This is a genomic window from Pseudarthrobacter sp. fls2-241-R2A-127 (assembly GCF_030209355.1).
GTDB lineage: Bacteria > Actinomycetota > Actinomycetes > Actinomycetales > Micrococcaceae > Arthrobacter.
On sequence record NZ_JARVSF010000005.1, the window covers coordinates 1 to 24,790 of the forward strand.

The following is a 24,790-nucleotide window of genomic DNA, read 5'->3' on the forward strand; positions in this document are numbered from 1 at the left end:
GGTGATCGTCCGCGTCGTGATGGTGAGGGTGACCGTCGGGGGTTCAGTGATGGTGCCGGCGGTGACCGTGACCGGAAACCCTTCGGTGACCGGGATCGGAAGCCTTTTGGTGATCGTGATCGGAAGCCGTTTGGTGATCGTCCGCGTCGTGATGGTGAGGGTGACCGTCGGGGGTTCAGTGGTGGTGCCGGCGGTGACCGTGACCGGAAACCCTTCGGTGACCGGGATCGGAAGCCTTTTGGTGATCGTGATCGGAAGCCGTTTGGTGATCGTCCGCGTCGTGATGGTGAGGGTGACCGTCGGGGGTTCAGTGGTGGTGCCGGCGGTGACCGTGACCGGAAGCCGTTCGGTGATCGTCCGCGTCGTGACGGTGATGGAGATCGTCGCGGTTTCGGCGGCGACAACCGCAAGCCCTTCGGAGACCGGCAGGACCGGGCGCCACGCAGTTTCGATCGTGCAGATTCCCGTGCCGAGTCCGGCCGTGGCGGCTCCGGCCCCCGCAGTTTTGGCCGTGACCGCCAGGATGAGCGCCCCGTCCGCGTGCCGAACGCGGCCGATCTCCGCAGCGCCAACCGGCCGGACCGCGAACGTTCGCCGGAAATCGATGAGGACGTCACGGGCAAGGAACTGGACCGCGCCACCCACCACCAGATCAAGACCCTTGAGCCGAAGAGCGCTGAGTGGGTGGCGCGCCACCTGGTGATGGCCGGCCGGTTGATTGACGAGGAGCCCGAGCTGGCATTCCAGCATGCCCTCGCAGCCAGCCGGCGCGGTGGACGGCTCGCTGCTGTCCGTGAAGCGGTGGGGCTGACCGCCTACGCCGCCGGGCATTACGGTGAGGCGCTCCGCGAGTTCCGTACCTTCCGCCGGATCAGTGGCTCCAACGTGCACCTCCCGGTCATGGCCGACTGCGAACGGGGCCTGGGGCGCCCGGACAGGGCACTGGATGTAGCCCGTTCCGAGGAAGCCCAGGATCTGGACGCACCCGGCAAGGTGGAACTGGCCATCGTGGCTGCCGGCGCCCGGACCGATCTCGGCCAGCTGGATGCCGCTGTAGCCGAACTTGAGATCCCCCAGCTGGACATCAACCGCGCCTTCTCCTACAGCCCGCGGCTCTTCCGCGCCTACGCCGACGCCCTCGCGGCCGTTGGCCGCCAGGATGAGTCCGGGAAGTGGAGCAGGCAGGCCGTCGTTGCGGAGAACGCCCTCGGCCAGGGCGTCGATGAAGAACCCGAAATCATCGATCTCGGCTGGGACGAAGAGGAAGAAGCCCGGGAAGAAGCCGAACGCCGCAGGCTCCTGGAAGCTGCGTCCAAGCCGGACAACGCTGACGCCCCGGCAGCACCGTCCGTTGGCCCCTCGGCCGACAACGCCAGCGACGTAGAGGCCAAGGCTGCCCAGGACAGCAACCTCGACGACCAGGACGCCGACTACTTCACCTCGGACGACGCCGAGTCGGACCAGGACTCCGTGGAAGAGGACGAGCTCGATACCGACTCATCGGAAGAAGGCCACGAAGAACACGACGGCGCAGGCCACGCCGAGCACAACGACGAACGCCGGGAGGACTGACCACGGATGGGTGACGTTTCCCTGGTTTCCCGCTTCGATGCGCTCCTGGCAGACCTGGACGGCGTGGTCTACGCCGGCCCGCACGCCATCCCGGGAGCCGTCGATGCGCTGAAACAGCTCTCCGGGCTCGGTATCGGGCTGGGCTACGTGACGAACAACGCCTCGCGCTCACCGGCGGAGGTGGCGGGGCACCTTCGCGAGCTCGGTGCCCCCGCGGAGGACAACCAGGTGGTCAGCTCGTCCCAGGCGGCGGCGGACCTGCTTGCCTCGCTGCTTCCCACCGGATCACGGGTCCTCATCACGGGCAGCTCCGCGCTGGCCAGCGAAGTAGAGCTCGTGGGCTTGGTACCCGTGGGCAGCCAGGACGAGGAACCGGTGGCCGTGGTCCAGGGCTTCAGCCCGTCCATCGGCTGGAAGGACCTCGCGGAGGCTGCCTACGTGGTGTCCGCCGGTGCACTCTGGGTGGCAACAAACACCGACATGTCCATTCCGCAGGCCCGCGGCATCGCGCCCGGGAACGGGACCCTGGTGGCCGCCGTCGCCGCGGCCACCAAGCAGCAGCCCAAAGTCGCCGGCAAACCTGAGGCTCCGCTCTTCCACTCGGCCGCCAAGCGGCTCGGGGCCGAGCGCCCCCTGGTGGTGGGGGACCGCCTGGACACGGACATCCTGGGCGGCAACAACGCAGGGTTTGCCACCGTCGCAGTCCTGACCGGCGTCGACACCCGCGAAAGCATCCTCGCGGCGAGGTCTGCGGAGCGTCCGGACTACATCATCGAAGACCTCGCCGGGCTGCACCAGCCGTACCCGGACGTGACGCACGACGACGGCACTTACGCGTGCGGCCAGGCGACGGCGCGCGTGGCCAACGGTGCCGTGGGCATCATTGGCGGCAAGGACAACCTCGATTCCTGGCGGGCAGCATGCGCCGCGTGGTGGGCTGCTACACCGGACGCATCGTCAGCGCAGGCGCCCAAGCTGGTGTGGATGGATCATTAGGATGGTTTCATGACTGAGCTGACCGAACCGGACAACGTGCCAGCCCAGCCTGCTCCTGAATGGCCGCAGGCCGACGGACAGGACATCCCTGATCCACAGGTGGCGCAGGCCATGCACCGGCTGAAGGAAATCCCGCGGCTTGCGGCTGCCGATCACGAGGACCTGTACAACCGGCTTCACGATGATCTGCTGGCCGCGCTGAACACCGACCCCACCCGCGGAGACTCCGCAGACGGCGCACACGCCGCCAGCGCTCCCGCCGGTGGCAGCGCCTGATGCCCGTGCGCCTCGACCAGGCACTGGTAGCCCGCGGCCTGGCCCGGTCGCGCACCCACGCGGCGTCGCTCATCGCGGAGGGCAAGGTCAGTTCCGACGGCCAGGTCCTGGCCAAAGCGTCCCTCCAAATCGATGACGGCCGGGACATCGCCGTCGCGCACGATCAGCAGGATGTTTACGCCAGCCGTGCCGGACACAAGCTGGCCGGTGCCCTCGACGCCTTCCCGGCCATCAGCATCCAGGGCAAGCGGTGCCTCGACGCCGGTGCCTCCACCGGCGGCTTCACCGACGTCCTGCTCCGCCGCGGGGCCGCGCACGTGGTGGCGGTCGACGTCGGACACGACCAGTTGGTGCCACAGCTGCGCAGCGACCCGCGCGTGGCAGTCCACGAGGGAATGAATGTCCGGTACATGGCGCCGGAGCACATCGGCGGGACGTGCGCCCTGACGGTCGCCGACCTCTCCTTCATTTCCCTCACCCTCGTGGTGCGGCCGCTGGCGGCCTGCACCGAACCCGGCGGCGACCTGGTGCTCATGGTGAAGCCGCAGTTCGAGATCGGCAAGGACCGCCTGGGCAGGACGGGCGTGGTTACGTCGGAGCGCGAACGCAGGCTGGCCGTCGAGAAAGTCGCGATGGCAGCGCTCGACGCCGGGCTGGACCTGTGTGGGCTGGCGGTCAGCCCGCTTCCGGGACAGGATGGCAACGTCGAATACTTCCTGTGGATAAAACGCAGGAACACCCAAGAGTTGCCTAAGATCGAAGAGCGAGAGGCAGCAGCCGCTGCGTTGCTCGGACAAATCTGGCCGAACCACTAGAGAGCGGAACCTGATGAGCAGGCGTGTATTGGTCCTTGCCCACACCGGCCGCGAGGAATCACTGAAGGCTGCCTGGGAAGCCTGTGCACTGCTGCACGCGTCGGGCATCGTCCCCGTCATGCTGGAGTCCGAACTGGACGACATGGAGCGGTTTTTCGGCCACCTGGCCCAGCCCGTGGAGGTCCTCCACGACCATGTCCAACTGCCCGACGTCGAACTCGTCATGGTCCTCGGCGGCGATGGAACCATCCTGCGCGCCGCCGAACTGGTCCGCGAGGTGGACGTTCCCCTGCTGGGTGTCAATCTGGGACACGTCGGCTTCCTGGCCGAAAGCGAACGGGCGGACCTGGCCCAGACCGTCGAATGGATTGCCAGCCGTGAATACACGGTCGAAGAGCGGATGACCATCGACGTCCAGGTGTGGGTCCGCGGACAAAAGATTTGGCACACCTGGGCTTTAAACGAGGCAGCCATCGAGAAGGCCAACCGCGAACGGATGCTCGAAGTCGTCACCGAGGTCGATGAGCGTCCGCTCACGTCCTTCGGTTCCGACGGCATCGTGGTGGCCACCCCCACCGGCTCCACGGCGTACGCGTTCTCAGCCGGGGGGCCCGTGGTCTGGCCGGAAGTGGAAGCCCTGGTGATCGTGCCCATCAGCGCACACGCGCTGTTCGCAAAGCCCCTGGTCGTCTCGCCCCGGTCCAGGCTCGCCGTCGAGGTGCTCGGCCGGACCGACGCGCAGGGCGTGCTCTGGTGTGACGGCAGGCGCTCGGTTGACCTGCCGCCCGGTGCCCGCGTAGAGGTGACCAAGTCCGCCACCCCGGTACGTCTGGCCCGCACCCACCAGACCCCCTTCTCCGCCCGCCTGGTCCGCAAGTTCGAACTGCCCATCCACGGCTGGCGCGGCCCCGTGCCCAAAGCCGATGCCGTCCACACCGGCCCGATCCCGCTGGTACGCACGCCACGGGCCATGCCGCCGCTGCAGGTCCTGGAGCCGGACGGCGCCGGCGGCGACCCCGATCCGTCGACTGCGAAGTGAATCCATGATTGAAGAACTGAGAATCCGCGATCTGGGCGTCATTACCGACGCAACGCTGCCGTTGGGCCCGGGGCTGAGCGTGGTGACCGGTGAAACCGGTGCCGGCAAGACCATGGTGGTCACCGCCGTCGGCCTCCTGCTGGGTGCCCGGTCGGATGCCGGCGCCGTCAGGAGCGGCGCGAAGAGCGCCACGGCCGAGGCAGTCCTGAAGCTTGAGCCCGGGCACCCCGCCATCGCCCGCGCCCTTGACGCCGGAGCGGAAGCAGAAGAGTTCGACGACGGCGCTGAGCTGATCCTGGCCCGCCGCCTGGGTGCGGACGGACGCAGCCGTGCGTTCCTGGGCGGCCGCGCCGCTCCGGTGGGCGTCCTGGCCGAGATCGGCGAGTCGCTGGTGGTGGTGCACGGCCAATCGGACCAGATCCGGCTCAAGAGCGCCACAGCACAGCGCGAAGCCCTGGACAAATTCGCGGGTGAGACCCTTGCCGGTCCCTTGGCCGCCTACCAGGACCTGTATGGCCGGTGGAAGGCCAGCCAGGCCGAGCTCGACAACCTGCGCAGCGCCGCCCGGGACAGGCTCCGGGAAGCTGAATCGCTGGAGGCCGCCCTCGCGGAGATCGACGGCGTGGACCCTCAACCGGGCGAGGACGAGCTCCTGAAAGCCGAGGCCGTAAAGCTCGCCAACGTCGAAGAACTGCGGATCGCCGCCAGCACCGCTCACCAGGCCCTGATCGCCGAGGACTTTGGCGAAGCGGGCGATGCGACCACCCTGGTGGATGCTGCCAAGCGCACCCTGGAGCATGTGGCAGAGCACGACGCCGAGCTCGGGTCCGCCGCCGCGCGGCTGGCCGAAGTCGGTTTCCTGCTCAACGACATCGCCACCGAACTTGCCAGCTACCAGGCAGGACTCGACTCGGAGGGGCCGGAACGGCTGGCCGAAATCGAAGACCGCAGGGCCGCCCTGGCCAAGCTGGTCCGCAAATACGCACCCACCATCGACGAAGTGCTGGTGTGGGCTGAAACCGCACGGGTCCGGTACGACGAACTGCAGGACGACTCCTCCCGGATCGAGGCCCTGGACGCCGAGGTGGTCCGGGCCGAAGCAGAACTGCTGAAGCAGTCCGCGGCCATCAGCAAGATCCGGTCCAAGGCCGCCAAGGACCTTTCGGCCCGCGTCAGCGCCGAATTGACGGCGCTGGCCATGGCAGACGCCACGCTGGTGATCAACCTCGAATCTGCCGGGCAGCTCGGCCCGCACGGCGCGGACGACATCAGCTTCCTGCTCCAGCCCCATTCCGGCGCCCCGGCCCGGCCGCTGGGCAAGGGCGCATCCGGCGGTGAACTGTCCCGCGTCATGCTGGCCATCGAGGTGGTGCTCGCCGCCGTGGATCCAGTGCCTACATTTGTCTTCGACGAAGTGGACGCCGGGGTGGGCGGACGGGCTGCCGTCGAGATCGGCCGGCGGCTGGCCATGCTGGCACGCCACGTGCAGGTGCTGGTTGTCACCCACCTTCCCCAGGTGGCCGCTTTCGCGGACCAGCACATCACTGTGACCAAAACCTCGGTCAGGGGAGCGGACGGCAAAACGGCCACCGGCTTCACGTCCAGTGATGTCCGCCTCCTCGACGGTCCCGAACGGGTCCGTGAACTGGCCCGCATGCTGGCAGGCCAGGAGGACTCCGAATCCGCGCAGGCACATGCCCGCGAACTCCTGGACGACGCCAAACTCCTGCCCCAACGGGCCTGACAAGCGCAACAACGGGAAGGTTGAATTGATGATAGGCTCGAATTCCGTGGTGCAGCGATCAAATTCCCGTGTAAATTCCCGGTTCCCGGGCTCCTCCAAGACGACGAAGCACATTTTCGTCACCGGCGGTGTGGCGTCCTCCCTCGGTAAGGGACTGACGGCCTCAAGCCTTGGTCACCTGCTCCGGGCCCGCGGCCTGTCCGTGACGATGCAGAAGCTCGATCCCTACCTGAACGTGGATCCGGGCACAATGAACCCCTTCCAGCACGGTGAAGTCTTCGTGACCGACGACGGCGCCGAGACGGACCTCGACATCGGGCACTACGAGCGCTTCCTCGACGAGAACCTTGAAGGTTCCGCGAACGTGACCACCGGCCAGGTGTACTCCACGGTGATCGCGAAGGAACGCCGCGGCGAATACCTCGGCGACACCGTTCAGGTCATCCCGCACATCACGGATGAGATCAAGCGCCGCATGCGCCTGCCCGCCGAGGGCAAGAACGCCCCCGACGTCATCATCACCGAAATCGGCGGCACCGTTGGCGATATCGAGTCCCAGCCGTTCCTCGAATCCGCCCGCCAGGTCCGCCAGGACATCGGCCGCGGAAACGTGTTCTTCCTCCACGTCTCGCTGGTGCCCTACATCGGGCCGTCCCAGGAGCTGAAGACCAAGCCCACGCAGCACTCCGTCGCCGCACTGCGCTCCATCGGCATCCAGCCCGAGGCGATCGTGATCCGTTCAGACCGCGAAGTTCCCGAGGCCATGCGGGAAAAGATTGGCCGCATGTGCGACGTCGACATCGATGCCGTGGTCAACGCCGCCGACGCTCCGAGCATCTACGACATCCCCAAGACCCTGCACTCCCAAGGACTGGATTCGTACATCGTCCGCGCCCTCGACCTGCCGTTCAAGGACGTTGACTGGACCAGCTGGGACAAGCTGCTCGACGCCGTCCACAACCCCAAGCACCATGTCGAGATCGCCCTCGTGGGCAAGTACATCGACCTGCCGGACGCCTACCTTTCGGTGACCGAGGCACTGCGCGCCGGCGGCTTCGCCAATGAGGCCAAAGTGAAGATCCGCTGGGTCCCCTCCGACGAGTGCGAGACGCGCGAAGGCGCCATCAAGGCGCTCGAAGGCGTCGACGCCATCTGCGTGCCGGGCGGCTTCGGCATCCGCGGCCTCGAAGGCAAGCTCGGCGCCCTGAAGTTCGCCCGCGAGACCAAGCTTCCCGTCCTGGGACTCTGCCTGGGCCTGCAGTGCATGGTCATCGAGTACGCCCGCAACGTTGTGGGCCTGGAGGGCGCGTCCTCCAGCGAGTTCGAGCCGGACTCCAAGTACCCGGTCATCGCCACCATGGAGGAGCAGCTGGAGTTCGTCGAAGGCGGCGGGGACCTTGGCGGCACCATGCGCCTGGGCCTCTACGAAGCCAAGCTTGACGAAGGCTCGGTCATTGCCGGAACGTACGGCAAGACCACCGTCAGCGAACGCCACCGGCACCGCTACGAGGTCAACAACAAGTACCGCCAGCAGATCGCGGACAAGGGCCTGGTCTTCTCCGGTACCTCCCCGGACGGCAAACTGGTGGAGTTCGTTGAACTGCCTGCCGACGTGCACCCGTACTACGTGGCCACGCAGGCGCACCCCGAGCTGAGCTCGCGGCCCACCCGCCCGCACCCGCTGTTCGCCGGCCTGGTCAAGGCTGCCCTGGACCACCAGGGCGCAGGTTCGCAGGCGGTTGCCGACACGGCTGCGCCCGTGGCCGGGAAGCCCGCTGCATCCGGTACGGTTACCGCTAAGTAGTCAATAGAGCAAAAGAAGGACGGCGCGATGCCTGGTACACCTGAAACCACCCCTGCCACGCAGGTTTCGGATGCACCAAGCCCGCGCCGTCTTTTGTCTACCGAGAAGGTGTACCAGGGCCGGATCTGGGACGTCGTCAGCGACACCTTCCAGCTTTCCGAGTCCGGGGATGCGCTCACCCGCGACTACATCGACCACCCCGGGGCAGTGGCTGTGCTGCCCGTGGACGCCGAGGGGCGGATCCTGCTCCTGAAACAGTACCGGCACCCGGTTGGCATGGACCTCTGGGAAATACCGGCCGGCCTGCTCGACGTCGAGGGCGAAGACTTCGTGGTGGGTGCCGCCCGGGAACTGGCCGAGGAAGCCGACCTCGCCGCCGGAACCTGGAACGTCCTCGCCGACGTCTTCAATTCCCCCGGCTCATCCAGTGAGGCAATCCGCATCTACCTGGCCCGCGACCTGACCGAGATCCCGCACCACGAACGCCATGAGCGGACGGACGAGGAAGCAGAGATCGAGTTCCACTGGATCAGCCTGGAGGATGCAGTGGCCTCCGTGCTGGCCGGGCGCCTGCACAACCCGTCCGCCGTCGTCGGGATCCTTGCCGCCGCGGCGGCCCGCGCCGGCAACTACCAGGACCTCCGCCCCGCCGACGCCCCCTGGCCCGCGCACCCCAGCCAGCGCTGATGGTTCCCGGTCCCTCGGCTGAACCGGTGCCCTCGGCCGGACCGGCACCGGTCGCGGCCGGGGTACCGGCCGCGGGACGTTCCGGGGCGATCGACCGGGCCATCACCGATTACCTCCAGCACCTGGGCGTGGAGCGGGGTTTGGCCGCCAACACGCTGGCAGCCTACCGCCGCGACCTGGCCCGGTACGCCCGCTACCTCGCCGCTGCCGGCTGCAGCCGCCCGGAGGACATCACCCGGCACCACGTCACCGGGTACGTCCGCGCCCTCTCAGACGGTTCCGACGGCGGTTCAGCCCTGGGAGTGCGGTCAGCGGCCAGGACGGTGGTGGCGGTGCGGGGACTGCATAAGTTCTGGGCCCTTGAAGGCCACACGCCTGCCGATCCTGCCAGTGAAGTCCACCCGCCGATGGCCGGGAAGCGGCTGCCCAAAGCCATCAGCGTGGACGAGGTAACCCGCATCCTCGAGGCCGCGGGCACTGACACGGCGACGGGGCTGAGGGACCGTGCCCTGCTCGAATTCCTGTATTCCACCGGAGCGCGGATCAGCGAGGCCGTGGGGCTGGACGTCGATGACATAACCCTTGCAGAGCCCGGCGCCGGACCCGCCATCGTCCGGCTGTTCGGCAAGGGATCGAAGGAACGGCTGGTCCCACTGGGTTCCTACGGAGCACGCGCCCTCGATGCGTACCTTGTCCGCGGCCGCCCGCTGCTCGCCGCCAAGGGCAAGGGCACGCCGGCGCTGTTCCTCAACGCCCGCGGCGGACGGATCAGCCGGCAGAGTGCCTGGACCATCCTGAAGGCCGCGGCGGAGAAGGCCAACATCACACGGGACGTCTCACCCCACACGCTCCGCCACTCCTTCGCCACGCACCTCCTCGAAGGCGGCGCGGACGTCCGGGTGGTGCAGGAACTGCTGGGGCACGCTTCAGTGACCACCACCCAGGTTTACACGCTGGTCACGGCCGACACCCTGCGGGAGGTCTACGCAGCGGCGCATCCGAGGGCCCTGGGCTAGCCAAGCCCGAGTCAGGCCGGCCGGCGGGAAGTGCCCCACCACTCGGCCCGGTGGGGCCCGACGCCCGCGGCGCCGGTTAAGCTGAAGCCATGACCGCTGCCGCCGTGACTCTTTGCTTCTTGCTCCGTGACGGGGAGAACGGTTCCGAGGTCCTTCTGGGGCTCAAGCAAACCGGGTTCGGCAAAGGCAAAATCGTGGGCATCGGCGGCCACGTTGAATCGGGGGAGACGGACCAGCAGGCGGCGGTCCGGGAAGTCCTGGAAGAAACCGGGGTGGTGCTGCGGGTGGAAGACCTGGCGGACGCTGGGTCGGTCCACTTCGTTTTTCCGGCGCGGCCGGAATGGAACATGCAGACCAGGCTCTTCACCGCCCGCCAGTGGCACGGCCAGCCGGCCCCCAGCGACGAAATCCTGCCCGAATGGTTCCCGGTGGATACCCTCCCCGTGGAGCGGATGTGGCAGGACGCGGACCACTGGCTCCCCGTGGTGCTTGAGGGCGGGACGGTGAGGGTGGTGGTCACCATGGACACCGACAACGAATCCGTCGCCTCGTCGGAGAGCCTGCTGGGCTGAACTTCCGGGGAGCCGTCGCATGGCCGGCCACGCTGCTTAACGCCCGACCGCGGCCGGGCACCTGGGTGCCCGGCCGCCGTCGTACTTTCTGCATGCGCTAGGGAAGGTGCCGTTCCTCCACGCCGTTGTATTCGCTCAGCGGCCTGATCAGCGAGTTGGCGTCCAGCTGCTCCATGATGTGCGCGGTCCAGCCGGTGATCCGGCTGGCGACGAACAGGGGAGTGAACGTCGGGGTGTCGAAGCCCATGAGGTGGTACGTGGGCCCGGCGGGGTAGTCGAGGTTCGGCTTGATGGCCTTGGCCTCGTCCATCGCGGTTTCCAGGCCGTTGTACAGGCCCAGCAGTTCAGGGCGGCCGTAGTGGGCGATCATCTTGTCCAGGGCCGCCTTCATGGTGGGGACCCGGGAGTCGCCGTGCTTGTAGACACGGTGGCCGAAGCCCATGACCTTCTTCTTCTGCGCCAGGGCATCTTCCATCCAGGCCTTGGCGCGGGCCGCAGCTTCTTCGAGGGACTCTTCCTGCCGGATGCCGATCTCGTCGAATGTGTGCATGACGGCTTCGTTCGCGCCGCCGTGCAGCGGACCCTTGAGGGCCCCGATGGCCCCGGTCACTGCGGAGTGCAGGTCCGAGAGCGTCGAGGTGATCACTCGGGCTGTGAAGGTGGAGGCGTTGAAGGAGTGCTCGGCGTAGAGGATCATCGAGACGTTGAAGGCCTCCACCACCTCCGGGACCTGTTCTTCGCCGAAGGCCATCCACAGGAAGTTCGCCGAGTAGCCCAGGTCATTGCGTGGCTCAACCAGGTCCTGCCCGTGCCGGCGGCGCTGGTCATAGGCCACCACCGCGGGCATGGCTGCGAACAGGTCGAGGGCTTTGGCCATGTTGGCGTCCCGGGACGAGTCCTCGGCCAGGGGGTGCCGTGCGCCCATCACGGAGGCGGCGGTGCGGCACACGTCCATCGGATGCGCCGTGGTGGGCAGCGCGTCGATGACCGTCTTGACCACCGGATCCAGCGCCCGGCCGCCCCGTTCCCGCGCGGAGAATTCGGCGAGCTGGTCCTTCGTGGGGAGCTCGCCGTTCCACAGCAGGTAGGCGACTTCCTCGAAGCTGCATTTGGCAGCCAGTTCCTGGACGGGGTAGCCGCGGTACAGCAGCGAGTTGGTGTCCGGGTTGACCTTCGAAACCGCGGTGTAATCCACCACGACGCCGGCGAGGCCCTTTTTGATCTCATTTTCAGCCATGCTGAAACTCCTTTGTGCCTGTTGACCGGCCGGGGCCGGCAGTCCGGTGGGGTGTCAGATGCCGGGGATCTGGAAATTGAACACCCCGGTGTCAAAGCGGTTGTAGGCCTCGTAGTCCACGAGGTCGTAGAGCCGTGCACGGGTCAGCATGCTCGAAACCTGTGCCTCCTGGGTGCCGTCGGATTTGATCGTCTCCAGAGTACGCTCAGCGGCGCCCATGGCACTACGGAGCAGCGTCACCGGATAGATGACCATGTTGACGCCGACGCCGGCCAGTTCCTCCACCGTGAAGAGGTCGCTCTTGCCGAACTCGGTCATATTGGCCAGGATCGGCACGTCGACGGCGTCGCGGATGGCCTGGAATTCGCTGAGGTCCTTCATGGCTTCGGGGAAAATGGCGTCCGCGCCGGCATCCACGAGGGCCTTGGCACGCTGCTGGGCAGCCTCGAGGCCGTCGGTGGCGCGGATGTCGGTACGGGCCATGATCAGGAAGTTCGGGTCCCTGCGGGCGTCGGCCGCGGCCCGGATCCGCTTGGTGGCGGTGTCCAGGTCCACCACGTTCTTGCCGTCGAGGTGGCCGCAGCGTTTCGGGTTGAACTGGTCTTCGATGTGCAGGCCGGCCAGGCCCGCGTTTTCGAGCTCCTGCACGGTGCGTGCAACGTTCATCGGTTCACCGAAGCCGGTGTCCGCATCCACGATCGAGGGAAGGTCGGTCATCCGGGCGATCTGTCCGGCACGGGTGGCCACCTCGGTGAGGGTGGTCAGGCCGATGTCCGGAAGGCCGAGGTCATTGGCGAGGACAGCGCCGGAGATGTACACCCCGGCGAAGCCCTTCTCCTCGATCAGCCGGGCCGAGAGCGGGCTGAACGCGCCGGGGAACTGCGCGATGGTGCCGGAGGAGAGCAACTCGCGGAACCGGATCCGCTTTTGCTCCGGTGTGGTCTTCGAATACAGCATCAGAAAAGTCCCTTCGGCGCCGCCGCGAGGTCAATGACGCCGGGGGCGGCTTGGATGTTCAGCTGGTCCAGTTCGCCGGCGGCGAGGTGAGGGAGGCGTTCGACGGCGGCGAGGAACCTTTCGATCTCGGCCTCCTCAACGAGCCCGGCGGCGAGGGTGCGGAACTTGTTGACGTACTGCTCCCGGGCGAACGGCCGGGCGCCGAGGGGGTGGGCGTCGGCTACGGCGATCTGGTCGGTGATCACGCTGCCGTCCTTGAGCGTGATTTCCACGGTGCCGCCGAAGGCCTTCTCGGCGATGTCCAGGGAGTGGTAGCGGCGGGTCCATTCCGGATCTTCCACGGTGGTGACTTTGTGCCACAGTTCCACGGTGTCCGGGCGGCCGGCGCGTTCGGGGGAGTAGGAGTCCACGTGGTGCCAGGCGCCGTCCTGCAGGGCGACGGTGAAGATGTACGGAATGGAGTGGTCCAGGGTTTCCCGGGACGCGGTGGGGCTGTACTTCTGAGGGTCGTTGGCGCCCGAGCCGATCACGTAGTGCGTGTGGTGGCTGGTCTTGATCAGGACTGATTCGACGTTCGCGGGATCGGTGACCTCCGGGTGCTCGCCGTGCAGCTTGCGGGCCAGGTCGATCCACGCCTGCGCCTGGTATTCGGCGGAATGTTCCTTGGTGTAGGTGTCAAGGATGGCGCGCTTGGCTTCGCCCGGGGTGGGGAGCGGAACCATGTAGGAGGCATCCGGGCCGTCGAGCATCCAGGCGATGACGCCGTCTTCGCCTTCGTAGATCGGCACGGGGGAGGTCTGGCCGCGCATGGCCCGGTCGGCAGCCTCGACGGCCATTTTTCCGGCGAAGGCGGGGGCGTGGGCCTTCCAGGTGGAGATCTCGCCCTTGCGGGACTGGCGGGTGGCCGTGGTGGTGTGCAGGCCCTGGCCCACGGACTGGAAGATCGTCTCCACGTCCAGGCCCAGCAGGGTACCGATGCCGGCGGCGGCGGAGGGACCCAGGTGTGCGACGTGGTCGATCTTGTGCTTGTGCAGGCAGATGGCTTTGACCAGGTTGACCTGGATCTCGTAGCCGGTGGTAATGCCGCGGATCAGGTCCCTGCCGCTGGAGCCCACGTGCTGGGCGACGGCAAGGATCGGCGGGATGTTATCGCCCGGGTGGGAGTACTCGGCGGCCAGGAAGGTGTCGTGGTAGTCGAGTTCACGCACGGCCACGCCGTTGGCCCAGGCGGCCCATTCGGGGGAGACGCGCTCCTCGATGCCGAAGACCTTGGAGCCCTTGCCGCCGGTGCTGGGTCCGTGGGTGAGGGCCTGGGCGCGGGCGGCGACGATAGGGGCCCGGTTCAGCGAGGCGATGGCCACGGAGGCGTTGTCGATGATCCGGTTGATGACCATGTCGGTCACCTCGTCGGTGACCTCCACCGGGTCGGCGGCGACCTTGGCGATCTTATAGGCCAGCTGGTCCTCGCGGGGCAGGTTCTCTTCGCTCTTGTAGACGCGGACGTGGTGTTCCTTAACCATGGTGCTCCTTATGGTGGGATGCGTGGGTTGCTTTGACGTGGGAAAGGCTGCGGTGCAGGTGCAGCGTGGTCGCCGCCTCTGCCAGGCGGGGGTTCTTGGCGGCGATGGCTTCGGCGATTGCGGCGTGTTCGGCGGCCGCGGCAGTCAGGCGGGCCGCGTCGTCGGCGGCCAGCCGGCGGATGCGGACCAGGTGCACGCGGAGGCTGCGCATGGCCTGGGCCAGGTAGGAGTTGGAGATCGCGGCATCAATGGCGGCATCCAGTCGTCCCACCAGCTCGTAGTAGTCATGGCGCGTGGGATCGTTGCCGTTAATCAGGTCCGGAGCATGGGCCAGCTCGCGCTGCAACTGCTCGAACGTGGCGGCATCGCCGCGGCTGGCGGCCAACGCGGCGGCCTTGCCTTCAAGGGTTTCGCGCAGTTCGAACAGTTCGTCGATGTCCTCAAGGGAGATGTCGGTGACCACCACACCGCGTCCGCCCGGCGTCGTGAGGCCTTCCGCGGTGAGGCGGCCGAGGGCCTCGCGCAGCGGAGTGCGGGAGACGCCAAGCCGCTCGGACTGCTCCACCTCGGCCAGGACGGTCCCGGGGGCCAGCCGCCATTCGACAATGTCGTCCCGGAGGGCGGCGTAGGCCTTCTCGCTGGCGCGCATGGGAGGTCTCCTTCCTCGGTGGACATTCATCAGTGTATACACGGTCTGCTGGTTGACCAAGCTTTATTAGGGATCTTTGGCTGAAATCTCATTTTCTGTATACATAACCCTTGTGAAGGGGCTCCGGGAGGAAGTAGCATCACCTGCATCACAATGTCGTGGACGGGATGACTTCATGGGCACCAGCAGATACCGGGACTGTTATGAACGCAGCGTGCAGCAGCCGGAGGACTTCTGGCTGGACGCTGCCGGGAAGATCGGCTGGAGCACACCGCCCGGCCGTGCCCTGGACTCCAGCCGGGCGCCCCTCTATGGCTGGTTCCCCGGCGGCGTGCTGAATACCTGCTACAACGCCCTGGACCGGCACGTGGCGGAAGGCCGGGGAGCCCAGGACGCCTTGATCTATGACTCCGCAATGCTGGGCATCCAACAGCGGTACAGCTACGCAGAACTCACTGATCTCGTGGCCCGGTTCGCCGGAGTGCTCCGGCGAAACGGCGTGGGCAAGGGCGACCGTGTGGTGATTTACCTGCCCATGATTCCCGAGGCCGCCATCGCCATGCTGGCCACTGCCCGCCTGGGTGCGATCCATTCGGTGGTCTTCGGCGGCTTCGCGCCCAAGGAACTTGCCGCCCGGATCCGGGACGCCGCCCCCGCCGCCGTCGTCACGGCCTCCGGCGGGATCGAACCGTCGCGCCGGATCGAATACCTGCCCGCCGTCGTCGAGGCCCTTGACCTCGCCGGCACCCCGGGTGTTCCCGTGCTGGTGAAAGCCCGTGACGGCTTCGCCTCGTCGGCCGCGGACCATGCCGGATGGCTGGACTGGGACAGCGAAATGGCATCCGCGGATCCGGTCGCACCGGTGGACGTCATGGCCACGGATCCGCTCTATATCCTCTACACCTCAGGGACCACCGGCACCCCCAAGGGCGTCGTGCGGGATAACGGCGGCCATGCCGTCGCCCTGCGCTGGACCATGGAAAACATCTACGACGTCGGTCCCGGCGACGTCATGTGGACCGCCTCGGACGTGGGCTGGGTGGTGGGCCACTCCTACATCGTCTACGGGCCGCTGCTCGCCGGTGCCACCACAGTCCTCTACGAGGGCAAACCGGTGGGCACCCCCGATGCCGGCGCGTTCTGGCGGGTGATCCAGGATCACAAGGTCAACGTGCTCTTCACCGCCCCGACGGCGCTGCGGGCCATCCGGAAGGCCGACCCCGCGGCGAAGCTGCTGGCGGACTACGACACCGCCAGCCTGCGGACCCTTTTCGCGGCAGGCGAGCGGCTGGACACCGACACCTTCCACTGGGCCTCCCGCATCCTCGGCGTGCCGGTGGTGGACCACTGGTGGCAGACCGAAACCGGCTGGGCCATCTGCGCGAATCCGCGCGGCCTGGAGCCACTGCCGATCAAGGCGGGTTCGCCCAGCGTTCCGATGCCCGGCTTCAGGCTGCGGATCCTCGACGGCGCCGGCGAGGAGGTGGGTCCAGGCGCCGAAGGAAACATTGTCCTGGACCTTCCGCTGCCGCCGGGCACCCTTGCCACCCTGTGGCGCAACGACGAACGGTACATCTCTTCCTACCTGCAGGCGTTTGAAGGTTCCTATGCCACCGGCGACTCCGGCTACCGGGATGGGGACGGCTACCTGTTCGTCATGGGCCGCACCGACGACATCATCAATGTCGCCGGCCACCGGCTCTCCACCGGCGCCATGGAGCAGGTGATCGGCCAGCACCCTGCCGTCGCCGAGTGCGCCGTGATCGGCGTCGCAGACTCCCTGAAGGGCCAGCGCCCCAGCGGATACGTGGTGCTCAAGTCCGGGGTGGACATACCCGAGGACCTCCTGGCGAAGGACCTGGTGGCCCTGGTGCGCCGGGACATCGGGGCGGTGGCGGACTTCAAACACGTCACGGTGGTGGAGGCATTGCCCAAGACGCGGTCCGGAAAGATCCTCCGCAAGACCATGCGGCAGATCGCCGACGGCGAGGAGTACACCGTTCCCTCAACCATCGAAGACCCCCGGGTTATCGACCAACTGGCGGGCGTGCTGCGGCCGGGGCGCGCAGGAGAAGGCTGAGGGCAACGGATTGTCCGGCCCCGGTGGGCTCAGCGGGCGGTCCACCGGTATTCGTTCTCCGGCCTGCCGGGGGTGCCATACCGGGCCGTGCGGGAAACGGTGCCGGCATCGGCAAGATATTCCAGGTACCGCCGGGCGGTTACGCGGGACATGCCCAAGGCATCCATCACTTCGGTGGCAGAAACCGCCGCGGGCTGTTGGCGGAGAAACTCCTGGACCGAACCGAGGGTGGAAGTGGAGAGGCCCTTGGGCAACGGCAATTCCGAGGGGGAACGCAAGCTGGCGAAAGCCTGGTCCACATCACTCTGCGAGGCGCCCCCTCTGCCGGCCCCGGTGCCGGATCCGCCCAGCTGGTGCCGGAACTGACGGTAGCTTTCGAGCTTGTCGGAGAACGTGGCGAACGTGAACGGCTTGATCAGGTACTGGACCACGCCGATGGCGACCGCGCTGCGGACGATGGCCAGTTCGCGGACTGCGGTAATGGCGATGATGTCGGCAAGGATCCCGGCGGAGCGCATCCGCCGGGCAATGTCCAGGCCGTGAAGGTCCGGCAGGTTCATATCCAGCAGGACCAGTTCCACAGGCTCTCCGGCTGCCACGAACTCGTTCAGCAGCCGAAGGGCCGACTGGCCGTCCGGGGCGGTGCCGGCGAGTTCGAATCCCGGCAGGCGCCCCACATAGGCGGCATGGGCTGCTGAGGCGATCGCTTCATCCTCAACGACGAGGACCCGGATGTTGCTCACTGGCTGTGCTCCTTCTCCGGGGGCACCGCCGCGGGCAGGAATACTTCGAACTTGGCGCCGTTCCGTCCATTGATGGCCAGCGTACCGCCCAAACGCCCCACGGCCTGGCGGACCAGCGCCAGCCCGATGCCCCGGCCCCCGGGGCCGGCCGGCTTCGTGCTGAATCCGTGCCGGAAGATCAGCTCGGCATCGGCCGGGTCTATAGGGGCCCCTGAATCGTTGACCGCGATGTCCAGTCCTTCCTCGTCAGCTTCCAGGGTCAGCTGGACCCGGCGCGGAGCAGGGGCATCCGCTGCCGCGTCTATGGCGTTGTCCAGCAGGTTGCCCATGATGGTCACCAGGTCCTGGACGGCTACACCCGGCGTCGAGCCCGAACCAAGGGTGGACACGTCCAGCTGGACCCCGCGCTCGTGGGCCTCGGCCACCTTGCCCATGACCAGGGCGCCCACCACCGGCTCGTCGATGGAGCTCACCATGTCATCGGTCAACTGCTGGCTCAACGCCAGGTCTTTCGTGGCAAAGTCCAGGGCCTCGCCGGTCCGGCCCAGCTCCAGGAGCGAGACCATGGTGTGCAGCCGGTTGGCGTGTTCGTGGGTCTGCGCCCGCAAGGCATCGGACAGGGTTCGCATCGTCTGCAACTCGTTGCCCAGGGCTTCGATCTCCGTCCGGTCCCGGAGTGTCGCAACAGTTCCATACACCGGCACCTTGCCGCGGCCCCCGGAAGACTCCGGACCCCGGGCGGGGCCTTGGTTGACCACCAGCACGCGGGAACCTGTCAGGACCATCTCGTCCTTGGTGGTGCGTCCGGAGTCGAACAGGCTGCGAAGCTCGCTGTCCAGCGGGAGATCGGCCAGCGACGGCGGCTTCGTGGGATCATTGCTTCCGGTTTCGGCCAGGCCCAGCAGCTCGGCGGCCTGGTCGTTGTACATCACCACCCGCTTCCTGGCATCGATCAGGATCAGCCCTTCGCGGACCGAGTGGAGCACCGATTCGTAGTAGGCGAAGAGCTGTGCCAATTGTTCGGGTCCCCAGCCTCGGGTCACCCGGCGCAGGTACCGGCCCAGCAGCCATGAGGCCAGGGAGCCGCCCACCAGCAAGGCGATGCCCAGGGCCAGCAGCACGGGGAGCCGGGCAGCGAAGGCAACATCGACGTTGCGGACCGTCACGCCCACGGCCACCAGTGCCTTGATTGTTCCCGCTGAATCCTTGACCGGAACGATGGTCCGGACGGAAGGTCCCAACGTTCCCGCCGTGACTTCCGTAAACGTCTGCCCCTGCAGGGCGGCGTCGATGGAGCCAATGTAGGGCTTTCCCAGTTCCTCATCCCGGGGATGGGTCCAGCGGGTGCGGTCGGGGGCCATGATGGTGATGAAATCGACGCGGGCCGCGGCAGTGACATCCTTGGCGTACGGCTGAAGGAGGGCTGACGGATCCGGCGTGGCGGCGGCCTGCAGGACCAGCGGATTGGCCGCGATGGAGGCGGCCACCCCCTCCATCCGGCGGCCTGCTTCGTCATAGGTCCGGTCCCGTGCGTCGAGGTAGGCCGCGGTTCCCACAATGGCGATGAAGCTCACGACAATCAGCAGGTTTGCGACGAACAGCCGGCGGGCAATACTCCAGCGGTGGATCATGCGTACCTCCATCTGGCCCTGCGGGCGCCGCGACCAATATGAACGCAACGGTGAGCTGGATCACGGGGTGCCCAATGATGGATATCACATTGCAAGGACGTGTTGAGCCCAGAGTCTGCGCCGCAGCGTCTATCAGAATATCCACAAGGAGACACATCATGGCTTCTCAACGAGGAGAGTCGCTCGGAACCGCGACGCCGCGGCGCAAAGGACTGGACAAGTCCCACTATCTTTACATTGCGGTCATCGCCGCCGTCGTTCTGGGTGCGGTGGTTGGCCTGCTGTTCCCGGAGGTCGGCAAGAACCTCAAGCCCCTGGGCGACGGCTTCGTCAAGCTCATCAAGATGATGATCGCACCGGTCATCTTCTGCACCATCGTGCTGGGCATCGGATCCATCGCCAAGGCAGCCACGGTGGGCAAGGTGGGCGGCCTCGCCCTGGGTTACTTCATCATCATGTCCACATTCGCCCTGGCCATCGGCCTGGTAGTGGGCAACATCATCCACCCCGGTGAAGGGCTCAAGCTCACCCCGTACGACCCCAACAAGAAGGCCGCGACGGACAGCACCGTTGACTTCCTGCTCGGAATCATTCCCAGCGACATCCCCGTGCTCCCCACCCTGCTGGCAGCCATCCTGGTTGGCTTCGCACTGCAGAAGATGGGCCCGCAGGGCGCTCCGATCCTCAAGGCCATCGGCCACGGCCAGGCGCTCGTATTCCGCATCCTCATCATGATCATGTGGATCGCCCCGGTGGGTGCCTTCGGTGCGATCGCCGCCGTCGTCGGTGCCACCGGAGTCCAAGCCATCGTGAGCATGTTCACCTTGATGGTTGCCTTCTACATCACCTGTGCGCTGTTCATCGTGGTCATCCTCGGCGGACTCCTCCAGGTAGTGGCCGGCGTGAACATCTTCAAGCTGATGAAGTACCTGGCCCGTGAGTACCTCATCATCTTCTCCACCTCGTCCTCCGAAGCTGCGTTGCCGCGACTGATCGCCAAGATGGAACACCTGGGTGTCTCCAAGCCCGTCGTCGGCGTGACCGTTCCCACCGGTTACTCCTTCAACCTTGACGGAACGGCCATCTACCTGACCATGGCATCGCTCTTCGTGGCCAACGCCATGGGCACCCCGCTGGACCTCGGTGCCCAGATCTCCCTGCTGGTCTTCATGATCATCGCTTCCAAGGGAGCGGCCGGCGTCACCGGCGCTGGCCTGGCCACCCTCGCCGCAGGCCTTCAGGCACACCGGCCCGAACTGCTCGGCGGAGTGGGCATCATCGTCGGCATCGACCGTTTCATGTCCGAAGCCCGCGCACTGACCAACTTCACCGGCAATGCTGTCGCCACGGTCCTGGTAGGGACCTGGGTCAAGGAGATCGACGGCGCCCAGGTCACCCGCGTCCTCTCCGGCGAGGTACCTTTCGACGAGCAGACCATGATCGCCGGCCATGGCGAGATGGCTCCCAAAGAAGAAGGCGCCCGCGAAGTGGCAAAGGCCTGATCTTCACCGGCACCACTGGACGAAACCGCCCCCGCAGCACCCGCTGCGGGGGCGGTTTTGTTGCGTCCAACTATGAACCTTCGACCTCAACTAGAGGGTCAAGGCTCAACATTCGCGGAAAGTCAAGTTCCCTCGAATGCCGTGTCGGGCGCTGTAACCTAGGGATCAGAACGAACGGCGCTGGCGAGCCAGCCGCAGGAAATCACCGTCATCGAAAGTGTGGACAGATACGTGAGCAGCGAACAGGGTTCAGCAACTCTGGAGGGCACGGAATTCGACCTGGAAAACGCGGTGATGGGCCCCACCGGGCGCCCATACCGGGAGTTCCCGGAACCCGCGCCGCTGTCCTCCCACGGCCCGGCCCGTGTCATTGCCATGGTGAACCAGAAGGGCGGGGTCGGGAAGACGACCTCCACCATCAACCTCGCGGCAGCGCTCGCGGAATATGGCCGCCGCGTCCTGCTCGTGGACTTCGACCCCCAGGGTGCCCTCTCGGCAGGCTTTGGCGTCAATCCGCACGAGCTTGACCTCACTGTCTACAACGTCCTGATGGACCGCAAAGTGGACATCCGCGAGGCCATCCACCAGACCGGCGTCGACAACGTCGACCTGCTGCCGGCCAACATCGACCTCTCCGCCGCGGAAGTCCAGCTGGTCAACGAAGTGGCGCGGGAGCAGGTCCTGGACCGTGCGCTGAAGAAGGTCGAAGACGATTACGATGTCGTCCTCATCGACTGCCAGCCCTCCCTCGGCCTCCTTACCGTGAACGCCCTCACGGCGGCCCACGGCGTCATCATCCCGCTGATCTGCGAGTTTTTCGCGCTCCGTGCAGTGGCGCTCCTGGTCGAGACCATCGACAAAGTCCAGGACCGGCTGAACCCGCGCCTGCAGGTGGACGGCGTGCTGGCCACCATGTACGACGCCCGCACTCTGCACAGCCGGGAAGTCATCACCCGCCTGGTGGAAGCCTTCGGCGACAAAGTCTTCGAGACCGTCATCAAGCGTTCCATCAAGTTCGCCGATGCCACCGTTGCCGCCGAACCCATTACCAGCTACGCGGGGAACCACGTGGGGGCAGACGCCTACCGCCGGCTGGCCAAGGAACTGATCGCCCGCGGCGGCGCACCTTAACCAACACCGTGGCCGAACCAAAGCCCGGCTTCGAGGTGCGGCTGGCCAACTTCACCGGCCCGTTCGACCTCCTCCTGGGCCTCATTGCCAAGCACCAGCTGGACATCACCGAGGTGGCCATAGCCACCGTGACGGATGAGTTCATCAAGTACATCCGGAAACTCCAGGAACTCGGCGAAGAGTGGGCGCTGGACGAGGCAAGCGAATTCCTGGTGATCGCCGCCACGCTGCTCGACCTGAAGGCGGCACGGCTCCTTCCCGCCGGTGAGGTCGAGGACGACGAAGACATCGCCCTGCTGGAAGCAAGGGACCTGCTCTTCGCCCGGCTGCTCCAGTACAAGGCGTTCAAGCACGTCGCTGGAATCCTTGGCGAGACCCTGCACCAGGAGGGCCGGCGATTCCCGCGGCAGGTGGCACTGGAAGAACACTTCGCGGCCATGCTGCCCGAACTTGTCTGGAAGCACACGCCTGAACAATTCGCCGCCATGGCCGAAGCCGCCCTGCGGCCCAAAGCACCGGCCCAGCCGCCTCAGGTGGCCCTTGGCCATCTCCACGGGGGCAACGTCAGCGTCAAGGAACAGGCCGAGGTGCTGGGGTTGCGCCTGCAACGGCAGTCCCCGCTGAGCTTCCGCTCCCTGATCGCCGACGCAGAATCAACCTTGGTGGTGGTCGCCCGGTTCCTGGCCCTGCTGGAGCTCTTCCGGGACAAAGCCGTCTCATTCGACCAGCTGTCCCCGCTGGCAGAGCTGGCTATCCACTGGACGGCAGATGGCCGGGACTGGTCGGCTGAGCACCTCAGCGAAGAATACGAGGAACAATTGTGAACCTGGAACCGCACCAACCCGAACCGGGGGAGGGCTTCGAAGACGCTCACGGCGCCGCCGGCCTTCCCGGTGGCGCCAAGGCCGCCCTCGAAGCTGTCCTGATGGTCCTGGACGAGCCGGCCACGGAGGACGAGCTCGCCGCCGGGGTGGGCATCACACCCGCCACGGTGCGTTCTCTGCTCGCCGAACTGCAACGCGAGTATGACGGCTATACTGTTAACGCCCCGGATATGGAGAATGCCAGCCACGCTGGCCTAGGCTCCAGGCCCCGGGGTTTTGAATTGCGGAACATCGCCGGTGGCTGGCGGATCTACTCCCGCGCCGAGTTTGCCGACATCGTTGGCAAATACGTGCTCGAGGGGCAGACCACCAGGCTCACCCAGGCGGCGTTGGAAACACTGGCGGTCATCGCGTACCGCCAACCCGTTTCACGGGCCAGGGTGTCTGCAATTCGCGGAGTCAATGTTGATTCTGTCGTACGGACACTCGCCCAGCGCGGGTTGATCGAGGACGCGGGAACCGATCCCGAGTCCGGCGCAATCCTCTACCGGACCACCTCCTATTTCCTTGAACGGATGGGAATCGGTTCAGTGGGGGAGTTGCCCCACCTGTCGCCGCACCTACCGGGGCTCGACGGGATCGCAGAGTTCTACGACGCCGACAGGATGTAGGCAGGGTACGCCCTGTCCGCGTCAATTCACTTACCAGGGCAGACGAAGTCTGCATGGCTGGCTAGGGTTGTCCTTGGACATCTCTGCGGGCCGAAACATCGAAGGACGGGTCATGACACAGGCGGGACGCCAGGGTTCACCACGTAACGGATCAGGACGCGGCGGGAACGACCGCAACGCGTCACAGCGCGGGAATTCACCCCAGCGCGGCAACCAGGGCGGAGGCTCCCGGGGCGGAGCTGCAAAGCGCGCGTCCGCATTCGGCGGCGACCGCCCGCAGCGGGCACCCAAGCCGCGCGAAGAGCGCTTCATCGACCCCGACCTTGCCGGGGACCAGCAGGGACGCGCAGCAGGCGGCTCCAAGCCGGCCGCGCCGTCGTCGCGCAAGCCCGCAGCACGCAAGCCGGGAGCCAAAAAGGCGCCCGGAACCCCCGGCGCACCCAAGCCCAAGCCGCGCACCGGCGCACCCGGTGCGGCCGCCTCCCGCGCCTTTGGCAGCGAACGCTTCGGCCAGAACCTTGGCCCGGTCCGCAAACCTGCCCGCAGGAAAGGCCCCCGCGGCAACGTTCCGCAGTCGGAACTCCACGATGCCGACGGCGTCCGCCTCCAGAAGGTGATGGCGTCCGCAGGGGTCGCGTCACGGCGCGTCTGCGAAGAAATGATCGCTGAAGGCCGGGTGGAAGTGGACGGCCAGGTGGTCACCGAGCTCGGTGTCCGCATCGATCCCAAAACCGCCGTCATCCACGTCGACGGCTTGCGGATCCAGCTCGACGAGAACCTGGTCTACATGGTGTTCAACAAGCCCAAGGGCGTCGTGTCCACCATGGAGGACCCGGAAGGCCGGCCCTGCATCAGCGACTTCCTGAAGAGCAACAAGAACACCGGCGAACGCCTCTTCCACGTGGGCCGGCTGGACGTCGCCACCGAGGGACTGCTGCTGCTGACCAACGACGGCGAACTTGCCAACCGGCTGACCCACCCCTCTTACGAGGTACCCAAGACCTACCTCGTCCAGGTGCGCGGGCCGTTCCCCCAAGGTGTTGGTGCCCAGTTGAAGGCCGGCGTCGAGCTTGAGGACGGTTTCGCCAACGTTGACTCCTTCCGGCTGGTGGACTCCACGCCCGGCCACGTGTTGATCGAAGTGGTGCTCCACTCCGGCAAGAACCGGATTGTCCGCCGCCTCTTCGACGCGGTCGGATTCCCGGTCCAGCGGCTGGTCCGCGTCAAGGTGGGCCCCATCGGGCTCGGAGACCAGCGCCAGGGCAGCATCCGCAACCTCGGCAAGCAGGAAGTCGGCCACCTGCTGGCATCCGTAGGGCTCTGA

Annotated in this window: 22 protein-coding genes and 1 pseudogene; 16 read left to right on the plus strand and 7 right to left on the minus strand. The window is 66.7% G+C overall.

Going from position 1 to position 24,790, the window contains the following annotated elements:
- Positions 1 to 696 (minus strand): annotated as a pseudogene (locus QRN53_RS02520) (hypothetical protein); the annotation flags it as partial.
- Between QRN53_RS02520 and QRN53_RS02525 the strand changes: the two are divergent.
- From QRN53_RS02525 to QRN53_RS02570, 10 genes are all read left to right on the plus strand, one after another.
- Positions 685 to 1,572 (plus strand): hypothetical protein, encoded by an 888-nt coding sequence (locus tag QRN53_RS02525; RefSeq protein ID WP_285242452.1) that lies wholly within the window; start codon positions 685 to 687, stop codon positions 1,570 to 1,572. The pseudogene QRN53_RS02520 and the gene QRN53_RS02525 overlap by 12 nt on opposite strands.
- 6 nt (positions 1,573 to 1,578) lie before the next feature.
- The gene (locus QRN53_RS02530; RefSeq protein WP_285242453.1) at positions 1,579 to 2,568 is read left to right on the plus strand and encodes an HAD-IIA family hydrolase; all 990 of its coding nucleotides are present in this window, start codon (positions 1,579 to 1,581) and stop codon (positions 2,566 to 2,568) included.
- A 9-nt stretch (positions 2,569 to 2,577) separates the two neighbouring features.
- A complete protein-coding gene (locus tag QRN53_RS02535; RefSeq protein ID WP_285242454.1) occupies positions 2,578 to 2,844 on the plus strand; it encodes a hypothetical protein in 267 nt (88 codons plus the stop codon).
- Positions 2,844 to 3,659, plus strand: a complete 816-nt coding sequence (locus QRN53_RS02540) for a TlyA family RNA methyltransferase (protein ID WP_285242455.1) — start codon at positions 2,844 to 2,846, stop codon at positions 3,657 to 3,659. Before QRN53_RS02535 ends, QRN53_RS02540 begins: the two co-directional genes overlap by 1 nt.
- Positions 3,660 to 3,672: 13 nt before the next feature.
- Complete coding sequence (locus tag QRN53_RS02545) at positions 3,673 to 4,698, plus strand: NAD kinase (RefSeq protein ID WP_285242456.1); 1,026 nt, start codon at positions 3,673 to 3,675, stop codon at positions 4,696 to 4,698.
- Positions 4,699 to 4,702: 4 nt separating this feature from the next.
- Entirely contained in the window at positions 4,703 to 6,442 is a 1,740-nt protein-coding gene (gene recN, locus QRN53_RS02550) for a DNA repair protein RecN (protein WP_285242457.1), read from the plus strand.
- 28 nt (positions 6,443 to 6,470) lie between these two features.
- Positions 6,471 to 8,246, plus strand: a complete 1,776-nt coding sequence (gene pyrG / locus QRN53_RS02555; RefSeq protein ID WP_285242458.1) for a CTP synthase — start codon at positions 6,471 to 6,473, stop codon at positions 8,244 to 8,246.
- A 27-nt stretch (positions 8,247 to 8,273) separates the two neighbouring features.
- Positions 8,274 to 8,933: an NUDIX domain-containing protein gene (locus QRN53_RS02560; protein ID WP_285242459.1), complete on the plus strand. Its 660-nt coding sequence runs from the start codon at positions 8,274 to 8,276 to the stop codon at positions 8,931 to 8,933.
- On the plus strand, positions 8,933 to 9,949 hold the full coding sequence (xerD, locus tag QRN53_RS02565; RefSeq protein WP_285242460.1) for a site-specific tyrosine recombinase XerD: 1,017 nt from the start codon (positions 8,933 to 8,935) through the stop codon (positions 9,947 to 9,949). The genes QRN53_RS02560 and xerD overlap by 1 nt, the downstream gene beginning before the upstream one ends.
- A gap of 89 nt (positions 9,950 to 10,038) precedes the next feature.
- A complete protein-coding gene (locus QRN53_RS02570) occupies positions 10,039 to 10,521 on the plus strand; it encodes an 8-oxo-dGTP diphosphatase (protein ID WP_285242461.1) in 483 nt (160 codons plus the stop codon).
- A gap of 97 nt (positions 10,522 to 10,618) precedes the next feature.
- Here QRN53_RS02570 and QRN53_RS02575 read toward each other — a convergent pair whose 3' ends face one another.
- From QRN53_RS02575 to QRN53_RS02590, 4 genes are read right to left on the minus strand one after another with little or no spacing between them, the layout of a single operon-like run.
- Entirely contained in the window at positions 10,619 to 11,758 is a 1,140-nt protein-coding gene (locus QRN53_RS02575) for a bifunctional 2-methylcitrate synthase/citrate synthase (protein ID WP_285242462.1), read from the minus strand.
- 54 nt (positions 11,759 to 11,812) lie between these two features.
- Positions 11,813 to 12,715, minus strand: a complete 903-nt coding sequence (gene prpB, locus QRN53_RS02580; RefSeq protein ID WP_285242463.1) for a methylisocitrate lyase — start codon at positions 12,713 to 12,715, stop codon at positions 11,813 to 11,815.
- Positions 12,715 to 14,235, minus strand: coding sequence for an MmgE/PrpD family protein (locus QRN53_RS02585; RefSeq protein WP_285242464.1), 1,521 nt, complete (start codon positions 14,233 to 14,235; stop codon positions 12,715 to 12,717). Before QRN53_RS02585 ends, prpB begins: the two co-directional genes overlap by 1 nt.
- Complete coding sequence (locus QRN53_RS02590) at positions 14,228 to 14,884, minus strand: GntR family transcriptional regulator (RefSeq protein ID WP_285242465.1); 657 nt, start codon at positions 14,882 to 14,884, stop codon at positions 14,228 to 14,230. The genes QRN53_RS02585 and QRN53_RS02590 overlap by 8 nt, the downstream gene beginning before the upstream one ends.
- Before the next feature lie 175 nt (positions 14,885 to 15,059).
- On the opposite strand from QRN53_RS02590, the gene QRN53_RS02595 reads away from it, so the two are divergent.
- Positions 15,060 to 16,964 carry a propionyl-CoA synthetase gene (locus QRN53_RS02595; RefSeq protein WP_285242466.1) on the plus strand — a complete coding sequence of 635 codons (1,905 nt, stop codon included), beginning with the start codon at positions 15,060 to 15,062 and terminating at the stop codon, positions 16,962 to 16,964.
- A gap of 29 nt (positions 16,965 to 16,993) precedes the next feature.
- On the opposite strand, the gene QRN53_RS02600 is transcribed toward QRN53_RS02595, so the two are convergent.
- Positions 16,994 to 17,707 carry a response regulator gene (locus tag QRN53_RS02600; protein ID WP_285242467.1) on the minus strand — a complete coding sequence of 238 codons (714 nt, stop codon included), beginning with the start codon at positions 17,705 to 17,707 and terminating at the stop codon, positions 16,994 to 16,996.
- Positions 17,704 to 19,338, minus strand: a complete 1,635-nt coding sequence (locus QRN53_RS02605) for a sensor histidine kinase (RefSeq protein ID WP_285242468.1) — start codon at positions 19,336 to 19,338, stop codon at positions 17,704 to 17,706. Before QRN53_RS02605 ends, QRN53_RS02600 begins: the two co-directional genes overlap by 4 nt.
- Before the next feature lie 158 nt (positions 19,339 to 19,496).
- On the opposite strand from QRN53_RS02605, the gene QRN53_RS02610 reads away from it, so the two are divergent.
- From QRN53_RS02610 to QRN53_RS02630, 5 genes are all read left to right on the plus strand, one after another.
- Positions 19,497 to 20,840, plus strand: coding sequence for a cation:dicarboxylate symporter family transporter (locus QRN53_RS02610; protein ID WP_285242469.1), 1,344 nt, complete (start codon positions 19,497 to 19,499; stop codon positions 20,838 to 20,840).
- 231 nt (positions 20,841 to 21,071) lie between these two features.
- Entirely contained in the window at positions 21,072 to 21,971 is a 900-nt protein-coding gene (locus QRN53_RS02615; RefSeq protein WP_285242470.1) for a ParA family protein, read from the plus strand.
- Positions 21,972 to 21,979: 8 nt separating this feature from the next.
- Positions 21,980 to 22,795: a segregation and condensation protein A gene (locus tag QRN53_RS02620; RefSeq protein WP_285242471.1), complete on the plus strand. Its 816-nt coding sequence runs from the start codon at positions 21,980 to 21,982 to the stop codon at positions 22,793 to 22,795.
- Between the two features lie 2 nt (positions 22,796 to 22,797).
- The gene (scpB, locus tag QRN53_RS02625; protein ID WP_285242561.1) at positions 22,798 to 23,466 is read left to right on the plus strand and encodes an SMC-Scp complex subunit ScpB; all 669 of its coding nucleotides are present in this window, start codon (positions 22,798 to 22,800) and stop codon (positions 23,464 to 23,466) included.
- A 112-nt stretch (positions 23,467 to 23,578) separates the two neighbouring features.
- Entirely contained in the window at positions 23,579 to 24,790 is a 1,212-nt protein-coding gene (locus QRN53_RS02630; protein ID WP_285242472.1) for a pseudouridine synthase, read from the plus strand.